The organism is Corynebacterium sp., from assembly GCF_030532965.1.
Lineage (GTDB): Bacteria > Actinomycetota > Actinomycetes > Mycobacteriales > Mycobacteriaceae > Corynebacterium.
In genome coordinates, this window is sequence record NZ_JAUNKC010000027.1 from 16448 (window position 1) to 39150 (window position 22703).

The following is a 22703-nucleotide window of genomic DNA, read 5'->3' on the forward strand; positions in this document are numbered from 1 at the left end:
GTTAGTCCTCTTGTGGTGTGCGGGTTATTTGGTCAAATGCGGCGGCCTTGTAGTACAAGTCCAGAAGGTCGATGTCTTTGATCGCGTCGTCGATTTCTTCCCAAGTGAGATCGTCCGGCAGGGTGCCGTACTCTTGCATTTTCCGCAGCTGGTTATCATCGAGGTTTTCTAGGTGCTCCTGGGCGGCGCGTATCAGGGCGGTTGTTACGGTCATGAGGCTTCCTTCCGTGGGATTTTCTGCAGCTGGTGTATCCGGTTGATCTCCAAAGTGAGCGCGTCGATCGCATCACTCATGGCCGATATGGTGCGCTGGGGTGCAGTCCATTTAGTGGCGATCGCGGCCAGTTCCATTTGCTTTTCGCGGAGGATAAGGGCGCGTTCGGTGTGCATCAGCTGCACCTGTGTGGGGTGCGGTTGGTGTTTAACCGGGGGTTGTTTCTCAGCTAATATGCGTTGCTGCACTCGTGCGAGTGAGCGTTCTGCTTGGTTGAGTTCCGCGTGGTTTTTCGCCGTGAACCCCGAGAGTGTCCTAGCCATTGCGATGCACTGGCTGGCCTTGGCTAGCAGGTCGAGGGGGTTGGGTTTCGTGCTCACTCCCCCACCTCCTCACTACCCGGTTCGACGTGTTCTTCGAGGGTGAGGCTGAGCGCATCAGCAAGGTCGGTGTAATCCACCTCGGGGTGTTTTTCCCGGAGCGCGTCGAGGGCTTTTTGTGCTTTGGCTTGGCGTTGGTGCCACACCGTGAGTCGCTTTCCTATATTCCGTATTTCGATCTGGAGCGTCTTGCGCTCCTCGATAATCTTTGACAGCTCGTCTCTTTGGTTATCGATTTTGCTTTTCAGTTGGCCGTTCTTATCTTGCGTTGATTCGTAGTCAAAATGCAGAACGCTTAAGGCGTGACCCAATTGGTCTATGAGGTCGTCGCGGGCGTGTATGTTACGTGCCGCTACGGCGAGCATCATGTCTTGCTGTACTTCATAGGTGTTTGGCGCGCCCATGGTTGATCGTGTGAGGCGTATGTTTACTTTGTTGGCCGCGTCTTTTACGTGTTTGGGTAACGCGGCTGCGAGGGTGTTAATAAGGTGTTCATGCATGAGGGCTCCCTATTCTTTGTTGTGTGTGGTGGGGCTGCCCGGGTGCAGCGGTTCCGCTCCCCCTGTTCGAGAGCTGGGGTTCATGGCGGCGCTTGTACCCCGCTGGTGACTGTTCCGGCGGGGTGTCACACCCGGGTGGCCTCGTGGCATGCCCAGGGGTTGCACCCGGGGGTTGCATAACTGAAAAAAATGCTCATGCCATTTTTCGGCCAATCTGTTTTCCGTACCTTGGCCGTGAAGGTTCTTCATTTGTACTGCCCCTCGGTTGTTGCCTCCCGCGTGCCACTGCGGGGTTCCTGCCCAGTACGTTGGTGGGCTTGCGGGGTCGTGGCGCACTCACGTGGTGCGCTCTCCCGCCAGTATTTTCCTTTGAGGGGCGTTTCACTATCGAGTTTTCAAAAAGCGTGCCCACCCGAGTTCCGCCCAGACGTTTTACTGTGGGGTGGTTCTTGGGGGCTGGGTGCCTGGGTGGGGAGTCGAACCCCACACGTGTGTTACCGACCGGGTCAGGCCGCACCAGGGTTCACCGCTGGTGCTCCGGCATTAATTGCGCTAAATGCTTTTTCACGTGGCTACGTAGATGGATAATGACGGTCAGTAACAACACGTTGACTAGGGTGCATAGAACGATGAAGGCGGTTAGGGGTTCCATGGGTTCGGGCTTCTTGTCGGATGAGTTGGAGTTCTAGCTCGTTGATGTAGTCGAGGGCTTGTTCTGCTTTGCGGTCGGCGTCGGCCACCCACGCGGCGAGGAAGATTGTTGTGAGTAGCAGTGCGATTGCAAGTAGGAGGGTCATGGTCAGTCGCTTTCTATGCGGTGTTTTTTGCGGCGAGGTTGTCGATTGATTCGCGGCTTACTCGAAGTGTGCGTGGCGTGAAATATGTGGCCACGAGTTTTCTTTCGTTGATGAGGCGTCGGACGGTTTCTTTGGAGCAGCCCATGTAGTCGGCGGCTGCGGTTACCGTCAGCCATGGGGGCATTTCGGTTGTCATTGGCTATTTCCCTGGTATGCGGAATTGATGGTGGTTGTGGTGGGCGCTTGTCTCAAGCAGCTACTAGGGGGTCGTTGACGAGGTCGAAGTATCCGCTGATGAAGGTCGGGTCGCCTTGGATGGTGGCGACTTTCAGGGCTACGCGCGGGGTGACTTCTGCCCCGGCGCGTAGCTGGGTGATGTCATCTGGGTTTACTCCGATGCAGGCGGCTAGTTGCTCGTCTGTGGTGAGGTTCCTCGATCGCATGATGTGGTCTAGCGCGCCTGGTCGGAAGCGGTATCGTGGTGCTTTTTGCACGGGGTGTTCTCCTTTCGGTTTTTGTGTTTCCTGTTGCGCTCTTGCGCCGCTGGTACACAGAATGCCACTATCGAACACAAAACGCAACTAGCGTACGCAACCCACCCCCGTAAAGCACCCCCAAAAACTCCCTGAACTGCAAGAATTGACAGGTACACAAAACGCAACCATAATAAGTACATGGACTTTGAAACATGGCTCGACGAGTTAATACGCCCCGACTCTAGAAAAAATGCATCCAAGAAAGCTGGATACGCACAAAGCACCCTTTCTAGGCAGTTAGAAAAGGGGAAGCTGTCCCCTGAAATGGTCATAGCCTTATGCCGCGGCTACGGTAAATCACCCGTCACAGGCCTCATCGAAACCGGATACCTCAACGAATGGGAAACCGAAGGTGTCGGGATACCCTACGCGCTACAAAAAGCAACCAACCAGCAAATACTTGACGAAATACTCAAACGCTCCGACCCCGAAGCACGATTACTTTTCACAAACGACGCCGACCCGAACGTGATCGACCTGGCCGAAGACCAGGCAGAATTCAACCCGGCGAGCGTCACCCACATCGACGACCTGTCTCATGTAAGGGGTAGCCGCTATGCTGCTGATAGGAGAATGAGAGAACCACAAGAAGGAGACGATGACTACGGATCAGGAGCCTAAACTCCTCCAGCTAGCCGAAGACCTAGGAATCCAAGTCCTCACGGACACCCAAGGGGTGCTACACCCCCTAGACCTCGGCGGCTGGTTCCCGCAAGCCCGTACCATACTCTTAGCCAAAGACCTAGGTAGGGGCGACTATTTACACACACTCGCACACGAACTAGGCCACGCCTACCACGGGCACGAGGGGTGCTTCGACACCCGGCAGGAATGGCAAGCAGACCGTTTTGCTGCGGAGCTGCTCATAGATCCGCTAGCATATGCAGAAGCTGAGAAACTATACGGAGAGCACCCAGGAGCGATAGCCCACGAACTCGGGGTAGCCCGCCAAACAGTACTCATTTGGAGACGGATCTACGAAAGGAAACTAGTGTGAAAGCACTTACCAAAACATTGATAGCCGTAGGATTGATCACGACTTTGAGCGGCTGTTCAGCGCCGAATAAAGGTGAAGCGACGCGTGAAACCTATAGCTTTTCAACCGCCGTCACCGCAGAAACTGAAGTTAGCGTCGAATCCCAACCCGTCGTCTCCGATGAGGAAATAGAAATTTGGGCAAAAAGCGCCCTAGGCGGCCCCGAAAACGAGCCCTGGACATCAGTGGCGTCAAACGGCATAGCACCGGCCTGGGCCTACACCGTTAATCGTGTGTACTACAGCAAGGGCGGAAACATTGTATTCAATGTACAACTGGACCGACAAGCCGACAAAGCCGTGGCAGAGACGATTGCTAAGCTATATGCTAATCAAATTCGGTATACAGACAACCCCGAGTGGGCGGAATCTGCCAGCTATATAATCGTGGAAAACGGTGCTGGTGAACATATAACTCAAGAAAATATCTAAGAAAATCATGATCAAGTTGTTTAAAAACCTCGCGATAGGGCTCGGAAGCCTTAGCGCCATAGGAATAGTAATCGGCATACTAACCTTCTTCGCCTATCCGGAAGAAGGGATATCCATAATCACCACCATGGTGACCGGCCTCATGAGCTCAGGGATACTGTGGGTTCTGTGCGAAATCGCAGACCGACTACCAGAGCCTCCGAGAATCCCGTCGGGTATGCAAAGGCCACAGATGCCCGCAGGTGTGCACCCCGCAAACCCCGCGCACCAAATAAACCAATAAAATGAAAGGCCCTCCCCGGATTGGAGAGGGCCCTATTTTTTTTCGGCTACAGCGAGTCGTCCACGCGATCCATCAGCGTGTCCACCCGCCCCGCACGCACCTTCATATACACCCCCAGGATCGTCGAAATGTCCTCTTGTCCTAGCAGTCGGCCAATCTCTTTCAAGTGCGCCCCCTGCTCCGCCAACCTAGTAATCAGCCAGTTTCTACCACAGTGCGGGTCGATATCCATGCACACCCCAGCGCGTTCTTTCGCACGGCCTAGCACGCTGCGATAGCTGGTATCCATCATCGGAGCACCTTTCTCCGTCACTGTCAGCAGCAGCTTTTCTTGCCGTGCTTCGCGGCTTTTCTCAAACACCTGCACGGCGCACGTTTCAGTGGGGGCGTAGTGAGCGAGGTGGTCTAAAAATATCCCCGTATGGCTCCGCAGGATGGGCACCTCGCGGTACCCGGCGGTGGTTTTAGGCGACTGCCATAGCATGTACGTCCGCTCGCCGCGTTTATTGATCCGCTGCGCATTCTGCTCCACGCGCACCACCACACGAGGCGCAAAAGGCACCTCCCCAGTAACCCTTACGTGGTGTTGTTCCAGCGCGAGAGCTTCGCCTAACCGCAGCCCGTGGAAAAGAACCAACGAGGTTAGAGCTTTATATCTCGGGTTCATATGCCCCAAAATGGCGTGCAGCTCCGCGTCAGTAGGTAAATACTTCTCGTCGCCCTTGACTCGTCTACCTGCTTCCTTAATTTCGACGGGGCTGCGGGGTATCATTTCGCGCTCGACCGCCTCCGCGCATGCGGCCTTCAGGCGTTTGTACGCCTGTTGGTTTACTGTCGGGGAGTCGTATGTCTCGCAAATGGCGGACCACCAAGCATACACCTTGGTTTTTGTTAGCTCCGCTAGGGGTGTTGCGGCTAGGCCGGTGATGCGGAGATCGGCGTCGCCAGGTGGTTGCGGCTGGGTGATGCGGTTCTCGGTGACCTTTACGTAGTTGGCGTGTGTTGAGGGTTTAATCGGGTTAATTCGGGTGCGGAGCCCCTCGTTGTACGCGGTTACCCACTCACCGACCGTTAGGGCGGCTGTGGCCCCAGTAGTGGGAGCTTCGCGTTGGCTGGGCGGTGTCCACCCTCCGAATGTGATGAGTTTTTCTTCCTCCGCTAGCCAGGCTATGGCAAGCCGTTGGGTTTTGAAGGTGCCAGGTGCTTTGTATTGACCACCGTGGTGGCTGTAGCGGGCTTGCCAGCGCCCGGAGGGGAGTTTACGTATGTTTCCGAATTGTGCCATTGTGGGGGTCTTTCGTGCCAAAAACGTGCCAAATATAAGACAACTCAAGACTACCCCAGACCACATAAGTGGGTTAATAGTAAAAACAAAACACCAGGTAAAACAAGAAAACCCCCACCCACAAGGGGCAGGGGAATCACAACCAGTGGAGCCGCCGGGAATTGAACCCGGGTCCTACGTCATCTTGCCAGGGCTTCTCCGTGCGCAGTTCGCGCAATGGATCTTTTACTCTGACTCTCCGGCTTGGACGAACACTCCCGGATGATGAGCCACAGTCAACGAAAACTGTCCCAATTCACCTCGTTGACCCGATGAATCGGTAAAGTCCCTTAGTCGATGCCAGAATCCAGGTCAGGGACAGCCCTGGTCTGACAGACACGCAGGTCGCTGGCTATTCTTTATTAGGCAGCGAGGGCGTAGTCGCGCTGAGTGTTCTCGGCGCTTATCAATGTGCTACGACGCTTACGGTGGTCTCTAGCCTGCACCGGCACGCTTCCCCTGGCGTAATGTACGCAGTCGAAACCAAAATCGACCCCGTGTTGTTGGCGGGCATTGTGCGTTTCCAACAAGTTCTTTCATGGTAGTCCCGGTGCCCCGGTTTGTGCAATTATACTTTCGATCTATGCGCGGGTATGAGGATTTCTTTCAGTCGTCGGTTGAGCTTGCCCCGCCGGGTGCTTCTGATTCTACGTTCTTTGATTGGCGTGGGATCAGGCTGCATTATCTGCATCGACAGCGGGCAACTGATCGCACGGTTATTTTTGTCCACGGGGCGGGTGCGCATGCGGCGGCGTTGTGGCCGTATGCCCAGTTGTGTGCGCTCGATGCGGTCGTTATTGATTTGCCGCTGTTCGGTGCCAGTGTTGCCCCTGATCCCGGCGCGATCCGTTATTCGGATTGGGTGGCGGCGTTGACTGCCTTTGTCGCCGCCTGGCCGCGTGATGTGGTGTTGGTGGGGTTTAGCATCGGTGGCGTGTTGGCGGCCAATGTGGCCACACGGTGCCCGAATGTGGTGCGCACGATCACGACCTGTCTGGTGGAACCGCGCCGTCTGCTCGCGCAGTTGTTTATCACTAGGTTTGGAGTGTTCGGTGTTGCGGGTGCGGTGTTCGCACCACTGGTGGTGGGGCCTGTGGCGCGGCTGCGGATTCCGATGCGGTGGGTGGCACGGTTTAGCCGGATGAGTAGTGATCAGGCGTTACAACGGCTGTGTGCTTTCGATCCGAAAAGTGGTGGGGTGTACGTGCCGTTGGGGTTTTTGGCATCGTTGCTTAAGTTTCGGCATAAGTTTGATCCGGGCAGCGTGGAGTTGGCGCACCCGGCGAATGATCATTGGACCCCGGCGTGGTTGAGCGTGCGGTTGAAGCCGAGGTCGGTGGTGTTGCTTGATTCGTGTGGGCATTTTCCGGTGGAGCAACCGGGGTTGGGGCAGTTTATCGCTTTGATTAACCGTTGATGCCTTTGATGCGTCGTCCGAGGTCGCGGATGATTTCGCGTTCTTCGGTGCGGCGTTTGATGTCTTGGCGTTTATCGTAGGATTGTTTACCTTGGGCTAGCCCCAGTTCGCATTTGAGCCGTCCGTCTTTGAAGTAGAGGCTTAGTGGTACGAGGGTTTTATTGCCGTCGCGGACTTTGCCCATGAGCGAGTCGATTTCGCGGCGGTGCAGCAGGAGTTTGCGTACTCGTCGGGGGCTGTGGTTGGTCCAGTGCCCCATGGAGTATTCGGGAATGTGGAGGTTGCGCAGCCATACTTCGCCGTCGTCGATGGTGGCGAAGGCGTCGACAAGCGAGCATTTGCCTTCCCGCAGCGACTTGACTTCGGTGCCTACTAATACAACGCCACATTCGTAGGTTTCTAAGATGTGGTAGTCGTGTTTTGCTTTCCGGTTGGTTGCGATGATTGGTGAGGGGTTTTTCTTTTTCTTTTTCGCCATAATTCGTCTTATTCTAATGGCGAAATAGTCGTTGATACCAGCTGATTGGGGCGGACGTTACCTCTTGGTCGGCGGCGAGCGCAGCCAGTGTCCGCTTGTCGACGATCAAAGGTCCGTAGTCTTTCAGCGTAATCAGCAATGGATCCAGGTAGTCGTGGTCGTTGGTTGCGGAGAGTATGACGACGGTGGCGTTGAACGGATCGATGCTGTGCCAATCCTGAATGGTGGCTAGGTCAAAGGGCGCGGGCGGGTGGGCGCCGTGGATGATGGTGGTACCGTCGACAAGCAAAATCCGGGTGCCATAAACGTCGTGCAAAATCTGGATATCGGAGATCAGCGCGATGGTATCGGCGCTGAGCCCCGTGCGTACCGCGGCGGCGTAGAGTTCGCCGAGCGCGTCGGTGGGGGTTGCGGCGGAGTGGACGATGCGGACTGCGGTGGGCGGATAGCCGGGGCCGACTGTACCCGCGGCGGAGACGGCGCGTTCGATGCTGCGGAATTCGCCGATCTGTAGCGCCATCCCGGCGACCCCCGGCTGAAAGGAAACGGCCATGGCTACTGCATCTGCCATGACCGAAAGTCCCAATGTCCAGGTTATTTTCGGACGTACCATCGGAGCGTACCTTGGGCGGTTAGTGCCGCGAAGATGATGCCGACCAGGGCGACGATGGGGATCACTGTCCAAATGTCGGCCGTGGTTATTCGGGCGATTAATTGGCTGTCGTAGAGTCCGGCGAGTGTTTTATCCACCACCCATGCTTTACCAGCGAAGAGCGCCAGGCCGGAAAGGATCGCACCCACCAGCACTGCGAATACTGCTTCTAAGACGAATGGTGCTTGGGTGTACCACCGGGAAGCACCGACCATGCGCATGATTTCGGTTTCTTGACGACGATTAAAGGCCGCGATTTGCACCATGTTGACGATCAAGAAGATCGCCGCAATGGCTTGAATGCCGGCGAATAGGAACGTGGAGTTCCGAATCGCATCGAGATTGTCGGTAGCGCCTTTCAAATCATCGACCTGGTCGATGACGGTATCCACGTGCTGGATCGTGCGTACCGGATTCAGTGGTGTGGTGTCGAGCGGATCAACTAACCGCACATGGAGGGCGGCAGGAAGTGCATCCTCGGAGGTTTCGGCGACCAGTAGTGGGTCTGAGTCTTGGAATAATTCCACGTACCGCTGGTAAGACTGTTCCCTGGAGCGGAAGGTAACTGATTTCACCCCATCTGATTTTTCCAAGATGCTTCGTGCTTCTTTACAGGTTGCGGAGGAGCAGTCTTTGTCGGTTGCCGAGATTTCCTCATCAAACTGCACCATCACCTCAACGCGCTCTAAGTAAATGTCCTTAGTGCGGTCGGTCATATTGGTCACGAGGAACCCGGTGGCGAGCAATGCCAGGGAAATCGCGGTGGTGATGACCAGCGCGATGGTCATGGTGATATTTCGCGCTAGGCCGCGAAACGCTTCGCGGAATACAAATGCTAGTCCCATTTCCTTAAATTCACTCCCCTCGTTATTGCGCTTCGCCGTAGACGCCGTGGGCATCGTCGCGTACTAATGTTCCCAGGTTTAGTTCGATGACCCGGCGGCGCATGTCATTGACAGCCCGGGCGTTGTGGGTACTCATCACCACGGTGGTGCCGGTGCGATTGATCTGATTAAGCAGCACCATGATCCCGTCGGAAGTATCTGGGTCGAGGTTGCCAGTGGGCTCGTCGGCAAGCAATACCAGTGGCCGGTTCACAAACGCCCGGGCGATCGCCACCCGCTGTTGTTCACCGCCGGAGAGTTCTTGCGGCAATCGGTTGGCTTTGCCGGAGAGTCCGACTAGCTCCAAGGTGTCCGGCACCATTTTGGCGATTTTATCCTTCTTGGTGCCGATAACTTCTAATGCAAACGCCACGTTGTCGTACACGGTTTTTTGTTGCAACAGGCGGAAGTCCTGGAAGACGTAGCCGATCTTTTGCCGCAGTTTGTTAATTTGGTTTCCCCGCAGTTTATTCACGTGGAATTCATCCAAATAAATGTCACCGCTGGTGACGTTCGTTTCGCGGATCATCAATTCTAAAAAGGTGGACTTTCCGGACCCGGAGGGGCCAATGAGAAAGACGAAATCACCCTTATCTATGCTCAGCGAAATATTATCCAGCGCTGGCCGGGTTGATGCTTTGTATTGCTTGGTGACATTTTCAAACCTAATCACCTACACCACTGTAGCGAAACAATTGTGAAATTTGTAGATCATTGTGACTGTTGTTGCGTCATGCGCCACCGGATTCCCGCTTCCAGGAACTTATCCAGGTCCCCGTCAAGCACTTTAGCGGGATCATTCGTCTCAAACTGGTTCCGGTGGTCTTTCACCATCTGATACGGATGCAACACATAGGACCGCATCTGATTACCCCACGACGCATTACCACCGGCACCGAGCGCATCAAGCTCAGCCTGCTCCTCTTGGCGTTTGCGCTCTAAGAGTTTCGCCTGCAACACCCGCATAGCGGAGGCCTTATTTTGGATCTGGGATTTTTCATTCTGACAGGTTGCCACGATACCGGTAGGGATATGCGTCAACCGCACCGCCGAATCGGTCGTATTCACCGACTGTCCACCCGGACCCGATGAGCGATACACATCCACCCGAATCTCCGAATCGGGAATATCAATATGGTCGGTAATCTCCACCACCGGCAACACCTCTACCTCGGCAAAGGACGTGTGCCTACGGCCTTGATTGTCGAAAGGCGAAATCCGCACCAACCGGTGCGGCCCCTGCTCCACCGACAATGTGCCATACATATAATCGCCATGAACGGTAAACGTGGCCGATTTAATCCCGGCCTCTTCGGCGTAGGAAACATCGTGAATATCTACCTTATGACCACGCTTTTCCGCCCAACGCACATACATGCGAAACAGCATTTCCGCCCAGTCGGCCGCATCCACACCACCGGAACCAGAGCGAATATTGACCACCGCATCCCGGGCATCATATTCACCAGAAAGCATGGTTTTAACCTCAAGGGAAGAAATCTCCTCCCGCAATTGCTCAAGCTCGGCCTCGACGAGGTGGTCGTCCTCGCCTTCTTCTTCCGCCAATTCGCACATCACGGGTATGTCTTCTAACCGGCTACGCATCCCCAACAATTTCTTCAACTGCCCCTGCACCTGAGAAAGCTCGCTCGTGACCCGCTGCGCATGATCCGGATCATCCCACAATGATGGGTCGGAAGCCTGGGCCTCCAACTCCCGCACCCGGGTTTCCATTTCCTCGGGGTTTAATACCTTTTCAATTGTGGTTAACGTCGTATCAAGAGCAGTAAGTTCAGCGGAAATCTCTGGTCGCATAACACACTAGTCTAACCCACCCCCATTTAGTTGGACTAAGCCACAGCATGCACAATAAGAACATGGAGAACTCCCAGCAGCTATCAGACATGATTCCGGCAATAGTCAAAACCTTTGTCATTGCCCACGAAACCGACAGCGATGAACACCTCGCCCAAGCACTCGTCTATAACGCAGGTCGGCTCGCCTGGCGGCTGCGGGAAGCAGGCATTAGCACAAAAGAAAAAACCTCCGTCTCCGACGTGGTCACCGAAGCCGACCACGCGGCAGAACAGTTCATCGCCAGTGCGCTCGAAGCACTCCGCCCAGACGACGGCATCATCGGTGAGGAGGGCACCGCTAAGGCGTCGACAAGCGGAAACGTTTGGCACATCGACCCAGTCGACGGCACTTATAATTTCGCGTCCGGTTCCGATTATTTCTGCTCCGCTCTTGCGCTTAGTTCCCCCGACGGCGTGGCATTCGGCGCGGTGCACCGCCCGGCGATGGGATACACCTGGTTCGGCGGCGCGAACATCCCCACAACCCGCGACGGTAAGGCAGTAACGCCGCTTGCCGACGCACCCCTGTCGCAGCTGTGTCTGGCCACCTATATTCACCCCACGTTCATGACACAACCAGATGTTCGTGACGTGTGGCTTCGCGTTGCCGCCGAAGCCGCCACCATCCGCATGTTAGGTGCTGGTTCCATCGACCTGGCATCAGTCGCCGACGGCAGCCTCGGGGTATGGATGCAGCACAGCGTCGCCGATTGGGATTGGCTTCCGGGCAAAGCCCTGATCGAGGGCGCAGGCGGAGTCGGCATTAAATGCACAGCAGGCGGCGTAGAATGGTCGATCGCTGGCAACGCCCAGGCCGTTGCCGAGGTCGCCGCACTATTGGAAGGAAATTAATGTTTCAGGCTGATCTGGATTTCGCGTTAACACTCGCCGACGCCGCCGACGCGCTAACACTTTCCCGCTTTGAAGCAAGCGATTTGGTCATCGACTCCAAGCCGGACATGACCCCGGTCTCCGACGCCGACATCGAATGCGAACGTACCCTCCGGGCCCTTATCGAAGCCCACCGCCCCGAGGACGAAATCCTGGGCGAAGAATTCGGCGGCGACGCCACGGTCACCGGCCGACAATGGATCATCGACCCCATCGACGGCACCAAAAACTATGTGCGTGGGGTTCCAGTGTGGGCAACGCTCATCGCCCTGCTTGTCGACGGCGTCCCGGTTGTCGGCGTCATCTCCGCCCCCGCATTGGGTCGACGCTGGTGGGCGGCAAAAAACCTCGGGGCACACCGCAGCTTCAATAACAGCGTTAAAACGCTCAAGGTGTCCCAGGTTAAGGATTTAAGCGACGCCTCCGTATCGTTTTCCTCCCTCGACGGGTGGCGCGACCGCAACCTACGCGATCAGTTTTTTGCGCTCTCCGACGTCACGTGGCGACTACGAGGCTTCGGCGATTTCTTCTCCTACTGCCTGGTGGCCGAAGGCGCAGTGGATATCGCCGCCGAACCGGAGGTCTCACTCTGGGACCTCGCCCCCCTGGCGATTCTGGTGGAAGAAGCAGGCGGCCGGTTTACCTCCCTGAGCGGCATTGATGGCCCCCACGGCGGCGACGCCGTAGCTACCAATGGGCTACTCCATACAGCCGCATTAGCCTATCTCGGTGATGATCGCTCTTCCAGCACCACCAAACACGATTGATCCAATCAAACAGAGGACGACATGTAGCAAGTAGCGAATGTGACGACATGGGAATATAGAGAGCCGAATCCGCTACATGTCGTCATGCATATTTTCTTATACGTTTACCACCGCGCCGGGCACCCAATTAGTAGTCATCGTCGTCATCACTGTCGACCACGATGCCAAAAAACTCACGAAATTCCGGCCAGTATTCCTCCCCAAGAATCTGGATTCCGATTTCTTCTGCTCGCTGCACGAATGCCGGGTTGAGGTAAATAGTGTCGTCGTCCAGATATGCTGGGACTTCGTTTTCTGCATCCGCTATGTCCAAAAAAGCCCGGAGGAACAGCTCAAAACTCGGGGCAAGTTTGTCCTTTTCCCAGCCACCAGGAATCATCCCATAGACAATCCCCGAATCTAACTGCACAAAAACGACACCATCCCCAATTTCCCTAGCAAAAAAGACGCACTCCCCGAAGTCCCACGCCGGGTCAAGCTCATACTGTCCAGTTTCTCGATTTTTAAAAAGCACCCAACCAACTGCAAGTTCACGTAGTGACTCGAAAGGTTCAAAGCTAAGAAACAGGGATGTACTTGAGAACAGACTTTTGTCAAACACAACTCGGCTGTAAAACTCAGCGATATCTCCAGTGAGCTGAGAAAACAATGGGGCTATCCCACTGAGCTCTCGACCGTCTACCAGACTTACCTGCGGATTATCCTGACCTAACCTAACCCACCCGACAAAACGCTCCAATAGCTGGCTATCCACAACGATGCTCCTTCACTAACCGTGATATTCGAAAAAATCATATACCAGTAAAGGAATGTGACAGATCGGTTGAGGAATGAAAAATCGCATCCCTTAACTGGTGCTGGGTTGGGGTTATCGCCGACTGCCAGCACATCGAATTCAGGGCCGACTGGTAATGCCGCAGATTGGGGGCAATAGGGGCTAAACCTGCGCGTTTTCGTAAAGCAGAGATCGCGATTAGTTCCCAACAGATCGCGCCGTCAATTGCTTCGTAATGGAAGCCTGGTGTGTTGGTAAGGGTACTGCGGAAATCGACGATGCCAGCCACAATGTCATCGATATTCTCGTCATCCCATCGGCGCATGGCACCTAGATACGGCGGGGAGATTTCCAGCGTTTCTATAAGTGCGACACATTGGGTTCGGATGTCTGGATCATCGATCACGGTCAATGCCAGGGATAACGCGAGTGGCATGGTGGTGGATGTGGCTGCACCGCCGTAATCAGCGATCATCGCAGCGTCATCATCCCAGCACGCCACAATGTGGCGGGCATTCCACACGATGTCATCGTGCTCCCCTATCGCCAGCGCAGTGAATAAACTAGCCGTACTTGCGGAAAGATGCAGGTCGCTGCTGTGAAGAATCGCACGGACACAATCACGCAGCACGCCGAAATACTGGCTGCGGATAAGCCTTCGGAAATGCTTAGGGTCACCGGTGCGCAACCACCGGTGACCGTCAGCGAGTGCCTGGTAGGCGCGAAGATCAAGCAGGTCATCAATGTAGCATTCGCCGAAGATCGGGACCATAATTGTCCGATCGAACACCGATTCAGCACCGCAGGCGGTAACTAACGCGGTCAGGTGGGCGTCGTAAAGCGAAACCATGACAACTTCCGAAATAAAAAACCTGGGACTTCGCCCAGGTTCCTTAGTAGTAGTGGAATTACTCCGTCGGCAACGTGAAGCCAGCGCCTACCCCACCCTTGGCGTTGATGTCGCTGATGACCGCATCCATATTGGTGGAAACGGTTGGCATAAAGGCATCACCCTGCCATGGGTTTCGGCACGCTAAAGCGTAATTAGGGATAGCGCCGCCGGACACCATGCCGACCAGCCGGTCGCCTTCCATCAACGGCGCGCCGGAGTCACCCTGCATGGCGCAGACCTGGCTGATGCTAGCGCGATCATCCGCGTCCCACACCATGCCGCACGTGGTGCCGGTAGCAACACCCGTCTTACATACGCGCTTCCACTTGCCGGGTTTACCGCCGCCGACAGCATTGACGGTCACCCCGTTGTAGCTGCGGGAAATCTTGGCGTTGGAACCAAGCTCAATGACGGAATAATCCAAGTCCTTGCCGTGTGCGACAACCGTGCCGGACTTACCGACACGCCACGAATCGGCGGACATCACCGGGGCACCTACCTTACCGCAATGGCCAGCGGTGATCGCCACCTTACGGCCCTGAGAATCCACACCGGTGGCCGCGATGGTGCACAACTGGTTATTATCCACATACACCGGAGTGGAAGGCCCATAGAGCGAATTGCCTTCCCGCTCGACGAAAACCGACTCCAGCGGGGTATCCGGCGCATCGAACCACGAACCAGGAACCCGGTGCAGCACCCGGTCAGCAAATGGGCGCTGCGCCATTACCTTGGAAAAAGTATCGTGCCGCCAGTGGTAGTTTGGCCCATCAAGAATCGGCCGGTATTCCTCGCCGACTTTCTTCAAAGTTTCATCGCCTGGTTGCGGCTTGGCACCATTGCCGGTGTATTCCGCGATGAGCTGTTCCATGTTGTAGTTATGCCCAGCGACGGCCTTATCGGCGTCATTGATCAGCTGTGGATCGATGGTGTTCGGATCGACAGTGATTCCGGCTGCCTCCAAGTCTTTGACGGCTTGTTCCCATGCTGCGGAAGGGGCTGGCAAAGTGAAAGCCCCAGCACTTGGTGTTGTACTCAAAGCCAATCCTGTGATAAAAGCCGAGAGGGCGAGGCTGCGAGTAGTACGTTTTCTACGCATGTGCTGGGGTTCCTTTACCAATCAAGGGTGGATGAAAAAAGTTTGACCTTGGTTATCATGCCACGAAATTCGGCCGAAAAATTCCACATCTACCCCGAATTAGGTTAGTTAATTTCTACCAGGGCTTGTCCGCCCTGGACAGAGTCACCGACAGCAACGTGAATGGTGTTGACCACACCAGAATTAGGTGCAGTGATTTCGGTTTCCATCTTCATAGCTTCCAAAATCAACAGCACCTGTCCAGCCTCGATTTCGTCGCCTTCGTTGACCAAAATCTTAAAGACAGAACCAGCCAGAGGCGCAACCACAGCGTTGGCAGAAACACCTTGCACGGAGGCAGTGGCAGGCTCCGAATGGATCGTGGCGGCACCGCCACCGAATACGATGGCACCAAGTTGGCGCTGTTCTTCCTCCACCTCGACTTCGACGGAGTACGCAATACCGTTGACGGTTACGTTGAGTTTCATGTTTTAAATCCTGTTCTACAGACCCAGCATCCGCTGCTGGACATTCTGACGACCCTGCGCAGCCCACGTACGGTGGCGGGAATAACGCACAGCTTTGACACGGCCTTTGTTTCCTAAGAACGCACTCACCGCCGCGGAAATGGCGACAACCACATCTTCGGGAATGGAAGCATCCGAACGCTTACGCAACTCAATGAGCTCCGCCTCCGCCTTATCCAGGCGTTGGCTAAGCTGAGCCACCAACTGGGCAAGCTCTTGGTTTGATAATTCACTCATGGTTACTTTCAGTCCTTATTACACTGGCATGAGGCCGTGCTTCTTGTGCGGCCGGGTAACCCGCTTATTGGCGAGAACTTCCAGAGCATCCGCGATGTGCTTGCGCGTTTCAGCTGGGTCGATGATGTCATCCACCAAGCCGCGGGACGCAGCCATAAACGGTGTGGAGAAGGTCTCCTTGTACAGCTGGATCAGCTCTTCCCGCTTAGCGGCTGGGTCTTCTGCCTCTTCGATTTCCTTACGGAACACCACGTTAACGGCACCCTCGGCACCCATCACCGCGATCTCGGCGGTCGGCCAGGCAAATACGCGATCTGCGCCTAGGTCCTTAGAGCACATGGCCAGGTGAGCGCCGCCGTAGGACTTGCGTAATTCGACGGTGATCTTTGGTACCGAAGCAGAAGAATATGCGTAGAGCATCTTTGCTCCGTGGCGGATGATACCGCCGTGCTCTTGAGCCACGCCAGGCATGAAACCCGGGACGTCGACAAGCGTAATCAGCGGGATATTAAAGGCGTTGCAGAAGCGAATAAACTGCGAACCCTTGTCGGAAGAATTGATGTCAAGCACACCCGACATCACGTTTGGCTGATTGGCGACGATACCGACAGTGCGACCGACGACCCGGCCGAAGCCCACGACGATTGATTGTGCGTAACCGGCCTGAACCTCCAGGAAATCGCCACGGTCGACAATCCGGGCGATGACCTCCCGAATATCGTAACCCTTCTTGCCGTCAACCGGCACAATATCGCGCAAGTATGGGTCTGGCTCCACAATCGGATCCGGGTCGACCACCGGTGGTTCCTCGGTGTTGTTTTGCGGCAGGAAGCTTAGAAGCTTCTGGGTGATCAGGATCGCCTGCTCATCATCTTCAGCCACAAAGTGAATATTGCCGGCCTTCATCATGTGGGCATCTGCGCCACCGAGCTGATCGGAGGTCACGTCCTCGCCGGTCACCGACTTGATAACGCCTGGGCCGGTAATAAACATGTTTGCCTGGCGGGTTTGGATGATGAAGTCGGTAAGTGCTGGCGAATACGCTGCACCACCCGCGCACGGCCCCGCAATGATGGAAATCTGCGGCACCAAGCCGGACAGCATGACGTTTCGGTAGAACACCTTGCCGTAGCCGGACAGCGAATCGATACCTTCCTGGACGCGGGCGCCGCCGGAGTCGTTGATGAATACAAACGGGGTACCAGTGGTAGCCGAGGCTTCCATCATGGCGGCCACCTTATTGGATTGAGTCTCACCAGCGCTACCGCCCATGACCGTGAAATCCTGGGATGCAATGTGTAGCGGGCGACCAAAGACCGCGCCAGAACCGGTGACCACGCCGTCAGCTGGGGCATCCGCCGTATCCATGCCGAAATGGGTGGTGCGGTGCTTGGCAAACATGCCGGTTTCGTGGAACGTGCCTTCGTCGACAAGCGCTGCGATGCGTTCGCGGGCGGTGAGTTTGCCCTTTTCGTGCTGCTTATCGAGCTTCGCCTGGCCGCCGCCGAGTTCTACTTTTTTGCGTGCTTCTTCCAGCTGCTCAAGGCGCTGGGCCATTGTTGGTTCGTTAGCCATGATGTCTCCTTATTCAGCTGGCTCGACGCGGACAGTTTGGGTGCGGCCACCCACGGTCACCTGGTAGGTGATCGGCTCCAGGACCGGTTCGTTTTCCCGTTTCTTCAACTTCGCCGGATCGGTACCCACATTCTTCGGGCCCTCGTGGCGGGTCTTGAAAAATCCCGGAGCAACGCCTGGGAAGAGGGCATTCGTCAGCACGTCTTCATCGCTGCCGCCGAAACCTTCCAGTTTCGCGGCTTCGTCGCGCAGGTTATCCCATTCTGGTTCCAATAGATCCGCGGGCCGACAGGTGATGGCTTCTTTCTTGGTCTGAGCCTCAGCCTGCTTAATCAGCTCGGGGTCACGTTCGCCGATGCACTCGCCGTAGTATCCCAACATCAGGTCCGCGAATTCGGCGGTCATCACCTTGTACCGCCCCATCAGCACGTTGAATACCGCCTGGGTACCAACAATCTGGGAGGAAGGTGTAACCAGCGGCGGGTAGCCTGCATCCTTACGCACGAGCGGCACTTCAGCCATCACTTCGTCGATGCGGTCGCCTGCGCCCTGAGCGTTCAGCTGCGATTCCATGTTCGACAACATGCCGCCTGGAATCTGAGAGAGGAAGATATTGGTATCCACCAAGGTCTTGGACTCAAATTCCTTGTACTTGGGGCGGATCTTCTTGAAGTGGTCTCGGATATTGATCAACCGGTCCATATCCAAATCGGTGGTGTAATCGGTGCCTTCCAGCATCTCCACCAGGGATTCGGTCGGATTGTGGCCTGGGCCCAGCGACAAGGAAGAGATCGCAGAATCCACCACATCGGCGCCTGCCTCGATGGCCTTCATCAAGGTCACCAAAGTCACGCCGGTCGTAGAGTGGCAGTGGACATTGATCTGGGTGTCCTCGCCGTAGGTTTCTTTAATTCCCCGAATGATGTCGTATGCCGGCTGTGGCTTAAGCAACGCCGCCATGTCCTTCAACGCGATGGAATCCGCGCCCATATCCAGAAGCTGACCGGCTTGTTTCACGTAGCCTTCGACATCGTGCAGCGGCGAAACGGTGTAGCAGATCGTGCCCTGGGCGTGTCCGTCTACTTTCTTCACCGCACTCATGGCGCGTTCGAGGTTGCGTGGGTCGTTCAAGGCGTCGAAAACGCGGAATACATCCATTCCGTTTTCTTTGGATTTCTCCACAAATTTATCCACCACCAAGTCTTCATAGTGGCGGTAACCCAAGAGGTTCTGCCCGCGCAGCAACATCTGCAACCGGGAATTGGGCATCAACTCACGGAAGGTGCGCAGACGCTTCCAAGGATCTTCGTTGAGGAAGCGGATACACGCGTCGAAAGTCGCACCGCCCCAACACTCAACGGACCAAAATCCGGCCTTATCAATATCCTCGCAAGCATCCACCATGTCTTCCAGGGCCATACGGGTGGCAAATAGACTCTGGTGTGCATCACGGAGTGCAACTTCGGTCACTCCAATTTTTCGTGGACTCATACGTCCAAGACTATTGCAGTTTTCCACTTTCCGCATGTTCGGTTTTGTCCAGTTTTGCACCCGTTTCTTTTGGTTTTTTACACATTCAACCCATGTTTTTCCCAAACGCTATGCCCGAACAAAAAATCTGCGCTGCTCAATCCCTAGGATTGTTGCACAATTTTTCCGTCGCCCTACCCCCGTCACACCCTAACCAGACACGAGCGGGCGATCACGTGCCGGTTCAAAAGTGAACAATCGCACATTTTATCCCACTCATTCACCACCGAACCTGCGCCATTGCCCGTTCTCCGACCCGCAATACCGGCAGATTTCAAATTTTTTAAAAACTTTGGGAATAGAAAATTTAAGCGCCGCGTTGACCTATGCAGAACCAAAGAACACATAGGAAAGGTCAATCAATATGAAAAAGGTAGTGAAGTTCGGCGCTCCGTTAGCGGTGATCGCGCTGGCCATCGCCCTAGCGGTTTTCAAACCATGGCTGTTGTTTGTGGACAAGGAGGTCAACGACGAGATCCCAAATTTCACAGCCCAGACTGCCCCGGCAACCACGACCGCGCAGTCCGAACCTGGTACCAGCGAAACACCCGGCACTGCCACCACCGAAGCGAACGAGACCCCCACCACCCCGGTTCTGATCGCCCAAGGGGACTTCATCTCCCACGAGCACGAAACCACTGGTCGCGCATTGGTGTTCAAACTACCCAACGGAAGCCACCAGTTAGCCCTGGAAAACCTCGCAACCTCCAACGGCCCCGACGTGAACGTGTGGTTCTCCCAAGGACCTGTCGTTGAGGGTGTTGCCGGGTGGACCACCGCGAATGACCATCCTCACCTTTCCTTAGGCGCAATCAAGGGCAATGTCGGCAATCAGGTTTATGATCTTCCGGCCGATTTCAACCCCAGCGACTGGCCAACTGTTGATCTATGGTGCGAGCAATTCGGCGTCAGCTTCGGTGCCGCAGCGCTTCAAGCGGTATAACACCACCCAATAAAAACGAAAAGAAACCGCGTCAGGGCACCCCACGCCCGGCGCGGTTTTTTGATGCGCAGGCAGCACCTATCATGCGATACCGTAGTACCAGCGCTACTAATTGCTGAGAAACCACAGAGACACCCGTCATGCTCCGAACATGAGGCTGACGGAAAAACTGAGGGGAAACCGTGACCGAATCCACTCCTATTTCTGCGCAGACTTCTGCGGAGGCTTCCTCCGAGTCTTCCGCACTCGCTTCCACGCACGCTTCCGCACATACTTCCGCACAGGAAAACTCAGCCGAAAATACCGTTCAAGCTGCCACATCGAGCAAAAACTGTGCCATCGTCTCAGTATCATCGCTACCGGTAGCCCAATGAAAAGCTGAATTATCCCGGCGCGCAGGGATAGATTTCCCAGTTTTCCGGCTGTTAGCGCCATCTTTTCCTGGCGTCTATTCGATGCTCCTGTTCTCGAGCGGCCAGTGGCTTTTGGGAACTGTGGCTACAGCTGTGGCACTAGTGGCTTTCATTTTCGTGGTGCCCCGGGATATTGGGTCCGGAATGAATGTCAATACCTTGGATTTTTCGCCTGGTTCACGTTCACGCAATCGGGTGTATCGCACAATTGCAGCTAAGCTGCTGGCAGCTGTGCTACCGATTGCAGCTTCGGTGGCGGCATCTGGTGCCAGTTATTTCGGGTTGCCCTTGGTTTTGCCGGATATGCCGCCGTGGTTAGCTCCGCTTATTTCTGCGGCTTTTCTCAGTCCGGTTGTCGCCCTGGTGTTGAAAGCAGGAATGACCGAACTAGTAATGGAAGGACGCGACCGAGCTCGCCGCGCGCTGAGCACAATTTCAGATCCGGTGCCGGATGACGCGCGGAAATGTGTGCTTCGGGGAAATAATCCGCTGTTGATCCAAACACTGTTGGTCTTGGGCGCAGTGTGCGGAATCCAGGTCTTCGCTAGCCGCTTAAGCCAGGTCTCGGGGCTAACGCTTGACGAAGTTTTAGCCAGTGCGGCTGAGCTGGAGCGGCACGGTTTGGTTCGGGTGAGCACTGTAGCGCATCGCAGTACGCCGGAAAAGTGGTATGGGGAATTGACGGCAAAAGGGGTTCAGGCTGCAGCTGGATAAAGTCAAAACTGCGGCCGGTTCGAAACTAACCAAGCCGCAGTTCTATTTCGAATGGTGTTTTCACCACTACCCCAATGAATCAGCGCAGATGGCTACACTGGCCGACGATTTCCAGGTGGCACGTTCTCCCCGGTCATGGTGCCGGGGCGAGTGTTTTCATTCGGTGCCCAGCCTTCCTTGTTGCTGAAGCTTTCGAAATCCCAGTTACTGCTGTAGTCGTAGTCGTCTCCAGTCTTGCGTTCATACGCATCGGCCGCGATATATAGCAGGTGTTCGAATTCCATCTCGCGCGGCATGTGGCTCGGGTCGTTGAGCACTTCGGCGTAGTATTCGCGGCCGTTTGCCACCACGACGCACCGGGTGTAGAGGAAGTCGTCGGCCGAAATGTAGTCGTCGCCGTTATCGGGATCGGCTTCGCCTAGGTATGCGTAGCGGGCGTGTTCGCGGGTGTCGAGTGTGTATAAAAAGCGGTGCAAGTGTTCGGTAAAAGCATTAATGTTGTCTACCGTTCCCGCCGCGAGCTTTTCGACGGCCGGTTCCACCACCGCTTCATCGTCGCCAAGCTCGTCCCAGTCGAAGGATTCGATGAGATCCCAAAACTCAGATTCTGTCATTTTCTCCCCTTTATGTGTGGTTGCTCATTGTGACCTTATCACTATAGGTCGCCACCACCAACGCGGGGAGGTTTTCGGGATAATCCCAGAATCTCTTTTCCAATTCCTCTAAAGCGTCATCGTCCTGTTCCGTGAGTGTTGCGAGAATGACCTCCATGACGTCGCGGGAAGCATCGGACTGAGCGATCGTTATGGCTGGGGTGATTAGGCCCATCATTGCCTCTAACAATTTGATAGTGTCATTCGCCCCCATCCGGGTTAAAGCGGCGAGTGCGAGATCATAAATTGTGGTGCCTCCATTTTCGAAGAACGCCAGGAACCCACCGTTATTGATTTCAAGCTCCATCAGATACAGCGCGACAAGCTGTTGGTCATCGGTGCTTAATTGTGTGAGATCCCACCCTACCGATTCCCACCGGTTTTCCGCCGCATCATACAGCGAGCTTTGCAGACAATACAGCACATCAATGATTCCGTCTGGGGTTGGTGGTTTGATTTCCGGCCAGTTCAGCCCAAAGCCGTCTGGGGTCTTTTCCCATTGGGATAATTGAGCCTTAGTTGCTTTCTCTAATGTCACATGCCGCGATAAGGGTTCGGTCACCACCACCCCGTTTTCCAACGTGATCTCTATCGCTTCTTCGGTCACTGCAACATCAGCGATTGCAAATCCTGCCAGCATGTCTCCTCCTTGATGTCTCGCCTAAGAATACGCGCGCTCCTGGCTTACAACAATGTTGGCAATATGTTAATTGCCCTACGCCATAGCCTGCCGTTTTGATGATACGGAAGTTCATTTTCCGCCCTACTTTTTCTCTAGACGAAGTTCCACGTACCTCGCCACACACTAGCTGTTGGCCCGGTACCCGTTGACCCAACTCGACTTTTACCTCCCCTGGGCCCTGAAACCACCGACCACACCATGAAAAGGTCGAGTTACCTACAAAAGCTTGCACCGTTAC

The 22703-nt window shown here is 55.3% G+C and carries 30 protein-coding genes and 1 other RNA gene; 9 read left to right on the forward strand and 22 right to left on the reverse strand.

Annotated features, from left to right (window positions below):
- Position 1: 1 nt before the first annotated feature.
- From Q4D85_RS11295 to Q4D85_RS11320, 6 genes are all read right to left on the reverse strand, one after another.
- Positions 2–214, reverse strand: a complete 213-nt coding sequence (locus Q4D85_RS11295; protein ID WP_303200507.1) for a hypothetical protein — start codon at positions 212–214, stop codon at positions 2–4.
- Entirely contained in the window at positions 211–594 is a 384-nt protein-coding gene (locus Q4D85_RS11300) for a hypothetical protein (protein ID WP_303200509.1), read from the reverse strand. Before Q4D85_RS11300 ends, Q4D85_RS11295 begins: the two co-directional genes overlap by 4 nt.
- The gene (locus Q4D85_RS11305; RefSeq protein WP_303200511.1) at positions 591–1094 is read right to left on the reverse strand and encodes a hypothetical protein; all 504 of its coding nucleotides are present in this window, start codon (positions 1092–1094) and stop codon (positions 591–593) included. The genes Q4D85_RS11300 and Q4D85_RS11305 overlap by 4 nt, the downstream gene beginning before the upstream one ends.
- Positions 1095–1666: 572 nt before the next feature.
- Entirely contained in the window at positions 1667–1891 is a 225-nt protein-coding gene (locus Q4D85_RS11310) for a hypothetical protein (RefSeq protein WP_303200513.1), read from the reverse strand.
- Between the two features lie 13 nt (positions 1892–1904).
- Positions 1905–2087 (reverse strand): helix-turn-helix domain-containing protein, encoded by a 183-nt coding sequence (locus Q4D85_RS11315; protein WP_047261464.1) that lies wholly within the window; start codon positions 2085–2087, stop codon positions 1905–1907.
- Positions 2088–2139: 52 nt separating this feature from the next.
- Positions 2140–2385, reverse strand: coding sequence for a hypothetical protein (locus Q4D85_RS11320; protein ID WP_047261463.1), 246 nt, complete (start codon positions 2383–2385; stop codon positions 2140–2142).
- Between the two features lie 306 nt (positions 2386–2691).
- On the opposite strand from Q4D85_RS11320, the gene Q4D85_RS11325 reads away from it, so the two are divergent.
- The 3 genes from Q4D85_RS11325 to Q4D85_RS11335 are packed head-to-tail and all read left to right on the forward strand — an operon-like array spanning position 2692 to position 3894.
- Positions 2692–3048, forward strand: coding sequence for a hypothetical protein (locus Q4D85_RS11325; protein WP_303200516.1), 357 nt, complete (start codon positions 2692–2694; stop codon positions 3046–3048).
- Positions 3026–3424, forward strand: coding sequence for an ImmA/IrrE family metallo-endopeptidase (locus Q4D85_RS11330; protein ID WP_303200518.1), 399 nt, complete (start codon positions 3026–3028; stop codon positions 3422–3424). Before Q4D85_RS11325 ends, Q4D85_RS11330 begins: the two co-directional genes overlap by 23 nt.
- On the forward strand, positions 3421–3894 hold the full coding sequence (locus Q4D85_RS11335; RefSeq protein WP_303200519.1) for a hypothetical protein: 474 nt from the start codon (positions 3421–3423) through the stop codon (positions 3892–3894). Before Q4D85_RS11330 ends, Q4D85_RS11335 begins: the two co-directional genes overlap by 4 nt.
- 329 nt (positions 3895–4223) lie before the next feature.
- Here Q4D85_RS11335 and Q4D85_RS11340 read toward each other — a convergent pair whose 3' ends face one another.
- Entirely contained in the window at positions 4224–5462 is a 1239-nt protein-coding gene (locus Q4D85_RS11340; RefSeq protein WP_303200521.1) for a site-specific integrase, read from the reverse strand.
- A 143-nt stretch (positions 5463–5605) separates the two neighbouring features.
- Positions 5606–5998: a transfer-messenger RNA gene (gene ssrA / locus Q4D85_RS11345) on the reverse strand.
- 86 nt (positions 5999–6084) lie between these two features.
- Between ssrA and Q4D85_RS11350 the strand changes: the two genes are divergently transcribed.
- The gene (locus Q4D85_RS11350; RefSeq protein ID WP_303200524.1) at positions 6085–6918 is read left to right on the forward strand and encodes an alpha/beta fold hydrolase; all 834 of its coding nucleotides are present in this window, start codon (positions 6085–6087) and stop codon (positions 6916–6918) included.
- Here Q4D85_RS11350 and smpB read toward each other — a convergent pair.
- The 5 genes from smpB to prfB are packed head-to-tail and all read right to left on the reverse strand — an operon-like array spanning position 6908 to position 10747.
- On the reverse strand, positions 6908–7396 hold the full coding sequence (smpB, locus tag Q4D85_RS11355) for an SsrA-binding protein SmpB (RefSeq protein ID WP_047261459.1): 489 nt from the start codon (positions 7394–7396) through the stop codon (positions 6908–6910). The genes Q4D85_RS11350 and smpB overlap by 11 nt on opposite strands.
- Before the next feature lie 13 nt (positions 7397–7409).
- The gene (locus Q4D85_RS11360) at positions 7410–8009 is read right to left on the reverse strand and encodes a hypothetical protein (RefSeq protein ID WP_303200526.1); all 600 of its coding nucleotides are present in this window, start codon (positions 8007–8009) and stop codon (positions 7410–7412) included.
- The gene (ftsX, locus tag Q4D85_RS11365) at positions 7991–8893 is read right to left on the reverse strand and encodes a permease-like cell division protein FtsX (protein WP_303200527.1); all 903 of its coding nucleotides are present in this window, start codon (positions 8891–8893) and stop codon (positions 7991–7993) included. The genes Q4D85_RS11360 and ftsX overlap by 19 nt, the downstream gene beginning before the upstream one ends.
- Positions 8894–8915: 22 nt before the next feature.
- Positions 8916–9605 (reverse strand): cell division ATP-binding protein FtsE, encoded by a 690-nt coding sequence (gene ftsE, locus Q4D85_RS11370; protein ID WP_303200529.1) that lies wholly within the window; start codon positions 9603–9605, stop codon positions 8916–8918.
- A gap of 38 nt (positions 9606–9643) precedes the next feature.
- On the reverse strand, positions 9644–10747 hold the full coding sequence (gene prfB, locus Q4D85_RS11375) for a peptide chain release factor 2 (RefSeq protein ID WP_303200530.1): 1104 nt from the start codon (positions 10745–10747) through the stop codon (positions 9644–9646).
- Between the two features lie 62 nt (positions 10748–10809).
- On the opposite strand from prfB, the gene Q4D85_RS11380 reads away from it, so the two are divergent.
- Positions 10810–11640 carry an inositol monophosphatase family protein gene (locus Q4D85_RS11380; protein WP_303200531.1) on the forward strand — a complete coding sequence of 277 codons (831 nt, stop codon included), beginning with the start codon at positions 10810–10812 and terminating at the stop codon, positions 11638–11640.
- The gene (gene hisN / locus Q4D85_RS11385) at positions 11640–12446 is read left to right on the forward strand and encodes a histidinol-phosphatase (RefSeq protein ID WP_303200532.1); all 807 of its coding nucleotides are present in this window, start codon (positions 11640–11642) and stop codon (positions 12444–12446) included. Before Q4D85_RS11380 ends, hisN begins: the two co-directional genes overlap by 1 nt.
- Before the next feature lie 127 nt (positions 12447–12573).
- Here the strand turns inward: hisN and Q4D85_RS11390 are convergent, their stop codons facing one another.
- From Q4D85_RS11390 to Q4D85_RS11420, 7 genes are all read right to left on the reverse strand, one after another.
- Complete coding sequence (locus tag Q4D85_RS11390; protein ID WP_303200534.1) at positions 12574–13200, reverse strand: hypothetical protein; 627 nt, start codon at positions 13198–13200, stop codon at positions 12574–12576.
- Between the two features lie 37 nt (positions 13201–13237).
- A complete protein-coding gene (locus tag Q4D85_RS11395; RefSeq protein ID WP_303200536.1) occupies positions 13238–14071 on the reverse strand; it encodes a hypothetical protein in 834 nt (277 codons plus the stop codon).
- Positions 14072–14129: 58 nt separating this feature from the next.
- Positions 14130–15212 carry a S1 family peptidase gene (locus Q4D85_RS11400; RefSeq protein WP_303200537.1) on the reverse strand — a complete coding sequence of 361 codons (1083 nt, stop codon included), beginning with the start codon at positions 15210–15212 and terminating at the stop codon, positions 14130–14132.
- 104 nt (positions 15213–15316) lie between these two features.
- Positions 15317–15679: a biotin/lipoyl-containing protein gene (locus Q4D85_RS11405; RefSeq protein WP_047261449.1), complete on the reverse strand. Its 363-nt coding sequence runs from the start codon at positions 15677–15679 to the stop codon at positions 15317–15319.
- A gap of 15 nt (positions 15680–15694) precedes the next feature.
- A complete protein-coding gene (locus Q4D85_RS11410; RefSeq protein ID WP_047261448.1) occupies positions 15695–15955 on the reverse strand; it encodes a hypothetical protein in 261 nt (86 codons plus the stop codon).
- A gap of 18 nt (positions 15956–15973) precedes the next feature.
- On the reverse strand, positions 15974–17530 hold the full coding sequence (locus Q4D85_RS11415) for an acyl-CoA carboxylase subunit beta (protein WP_303200540.1): 1557 nt from the start codon (positions 17528–17530) through the stop codon (positions 15974–15976).
- A gap of 9 nt (positions 17531–17539) precedes the next feature.
- Complete coding sequence (locus Q4D85_RS11420) at positions 17540–19021, reverse strand: methylmalonyl-CoA carboxytransferase subunit 5S (RefSeq protein ID WP_303200542.1); 1482 nt, start codon at positions 19019–19021, stop codon at positions 17540–17542.
- A 403-nt stretch (positions 19022–19424) separates the two neighbouring features.
- Here Q4D85_RS11420 and Q4D85_RS11425 point away from each other — a divergent pair, with 403 nt between their 5' ends.
- From Q4D85_RS11425 to Q4D85_RS11435, 3 genes are all read left to right on the forward strand, one after another.
- Positions 19425–20003, forward strand: coding sequence for a DM13 domain-containing protein (locus Q4D85_RS11425; protein WP_303200544.1), 579 nt, complete (start codon positions 19425–19427; stop codon positions 20001–20003).
- A 182-nt stretch (positions 20004–20185) separates the two neighbouring features.
- On the forward strand, positions 20186–20377 hold the full coding sequence (locus Q4D85_RS11430) for a hypothetical protein (protein ID WP_303200546.1): 192 nt from the start codon (positions 20186–20188) through the stop codon (positions 20375–20377).
- 120 nt (positions 20378–20497) lie between these two features.
- Positions 20498–21130, forward strand: coding sequence for a hypothetical protein (locus tag Q4D85_RS11435; protein WP_303200547.1), 633 nt, complete (start codon positions 20498–20500; stop codon positions 21128–21130).
- A 92-nt stretch (positions 21131–21222) separates the two neighbouring features.
- On the opposite strand, the gene Q4D85_RS11440 is transcribed toward Q4D85_RS11435, so the two are convergent.
- Entirely contained in the window at positions 21223–21744 is a 522-nt protein-coding gene (locus Q4D85_RS11440) for a DUF4240 domain-containing protein (RefSeq protein ID WP_303200548.1), read from the reverse strand.
- A gap of 10 nt (positions 21745–21754) precedes the next feature.
- Complete coding sequence (locus Q4D85_RS11445) at positions 21755–22423, reverse strand: DUF4375 domain-containing protein (protein WP_303200549.1); 669 nt, start codon at positions 22421–22423, stop codon at positions 21755–21757.
- Positions 22424–22703 lie beyond the last annotated feature (280 nt).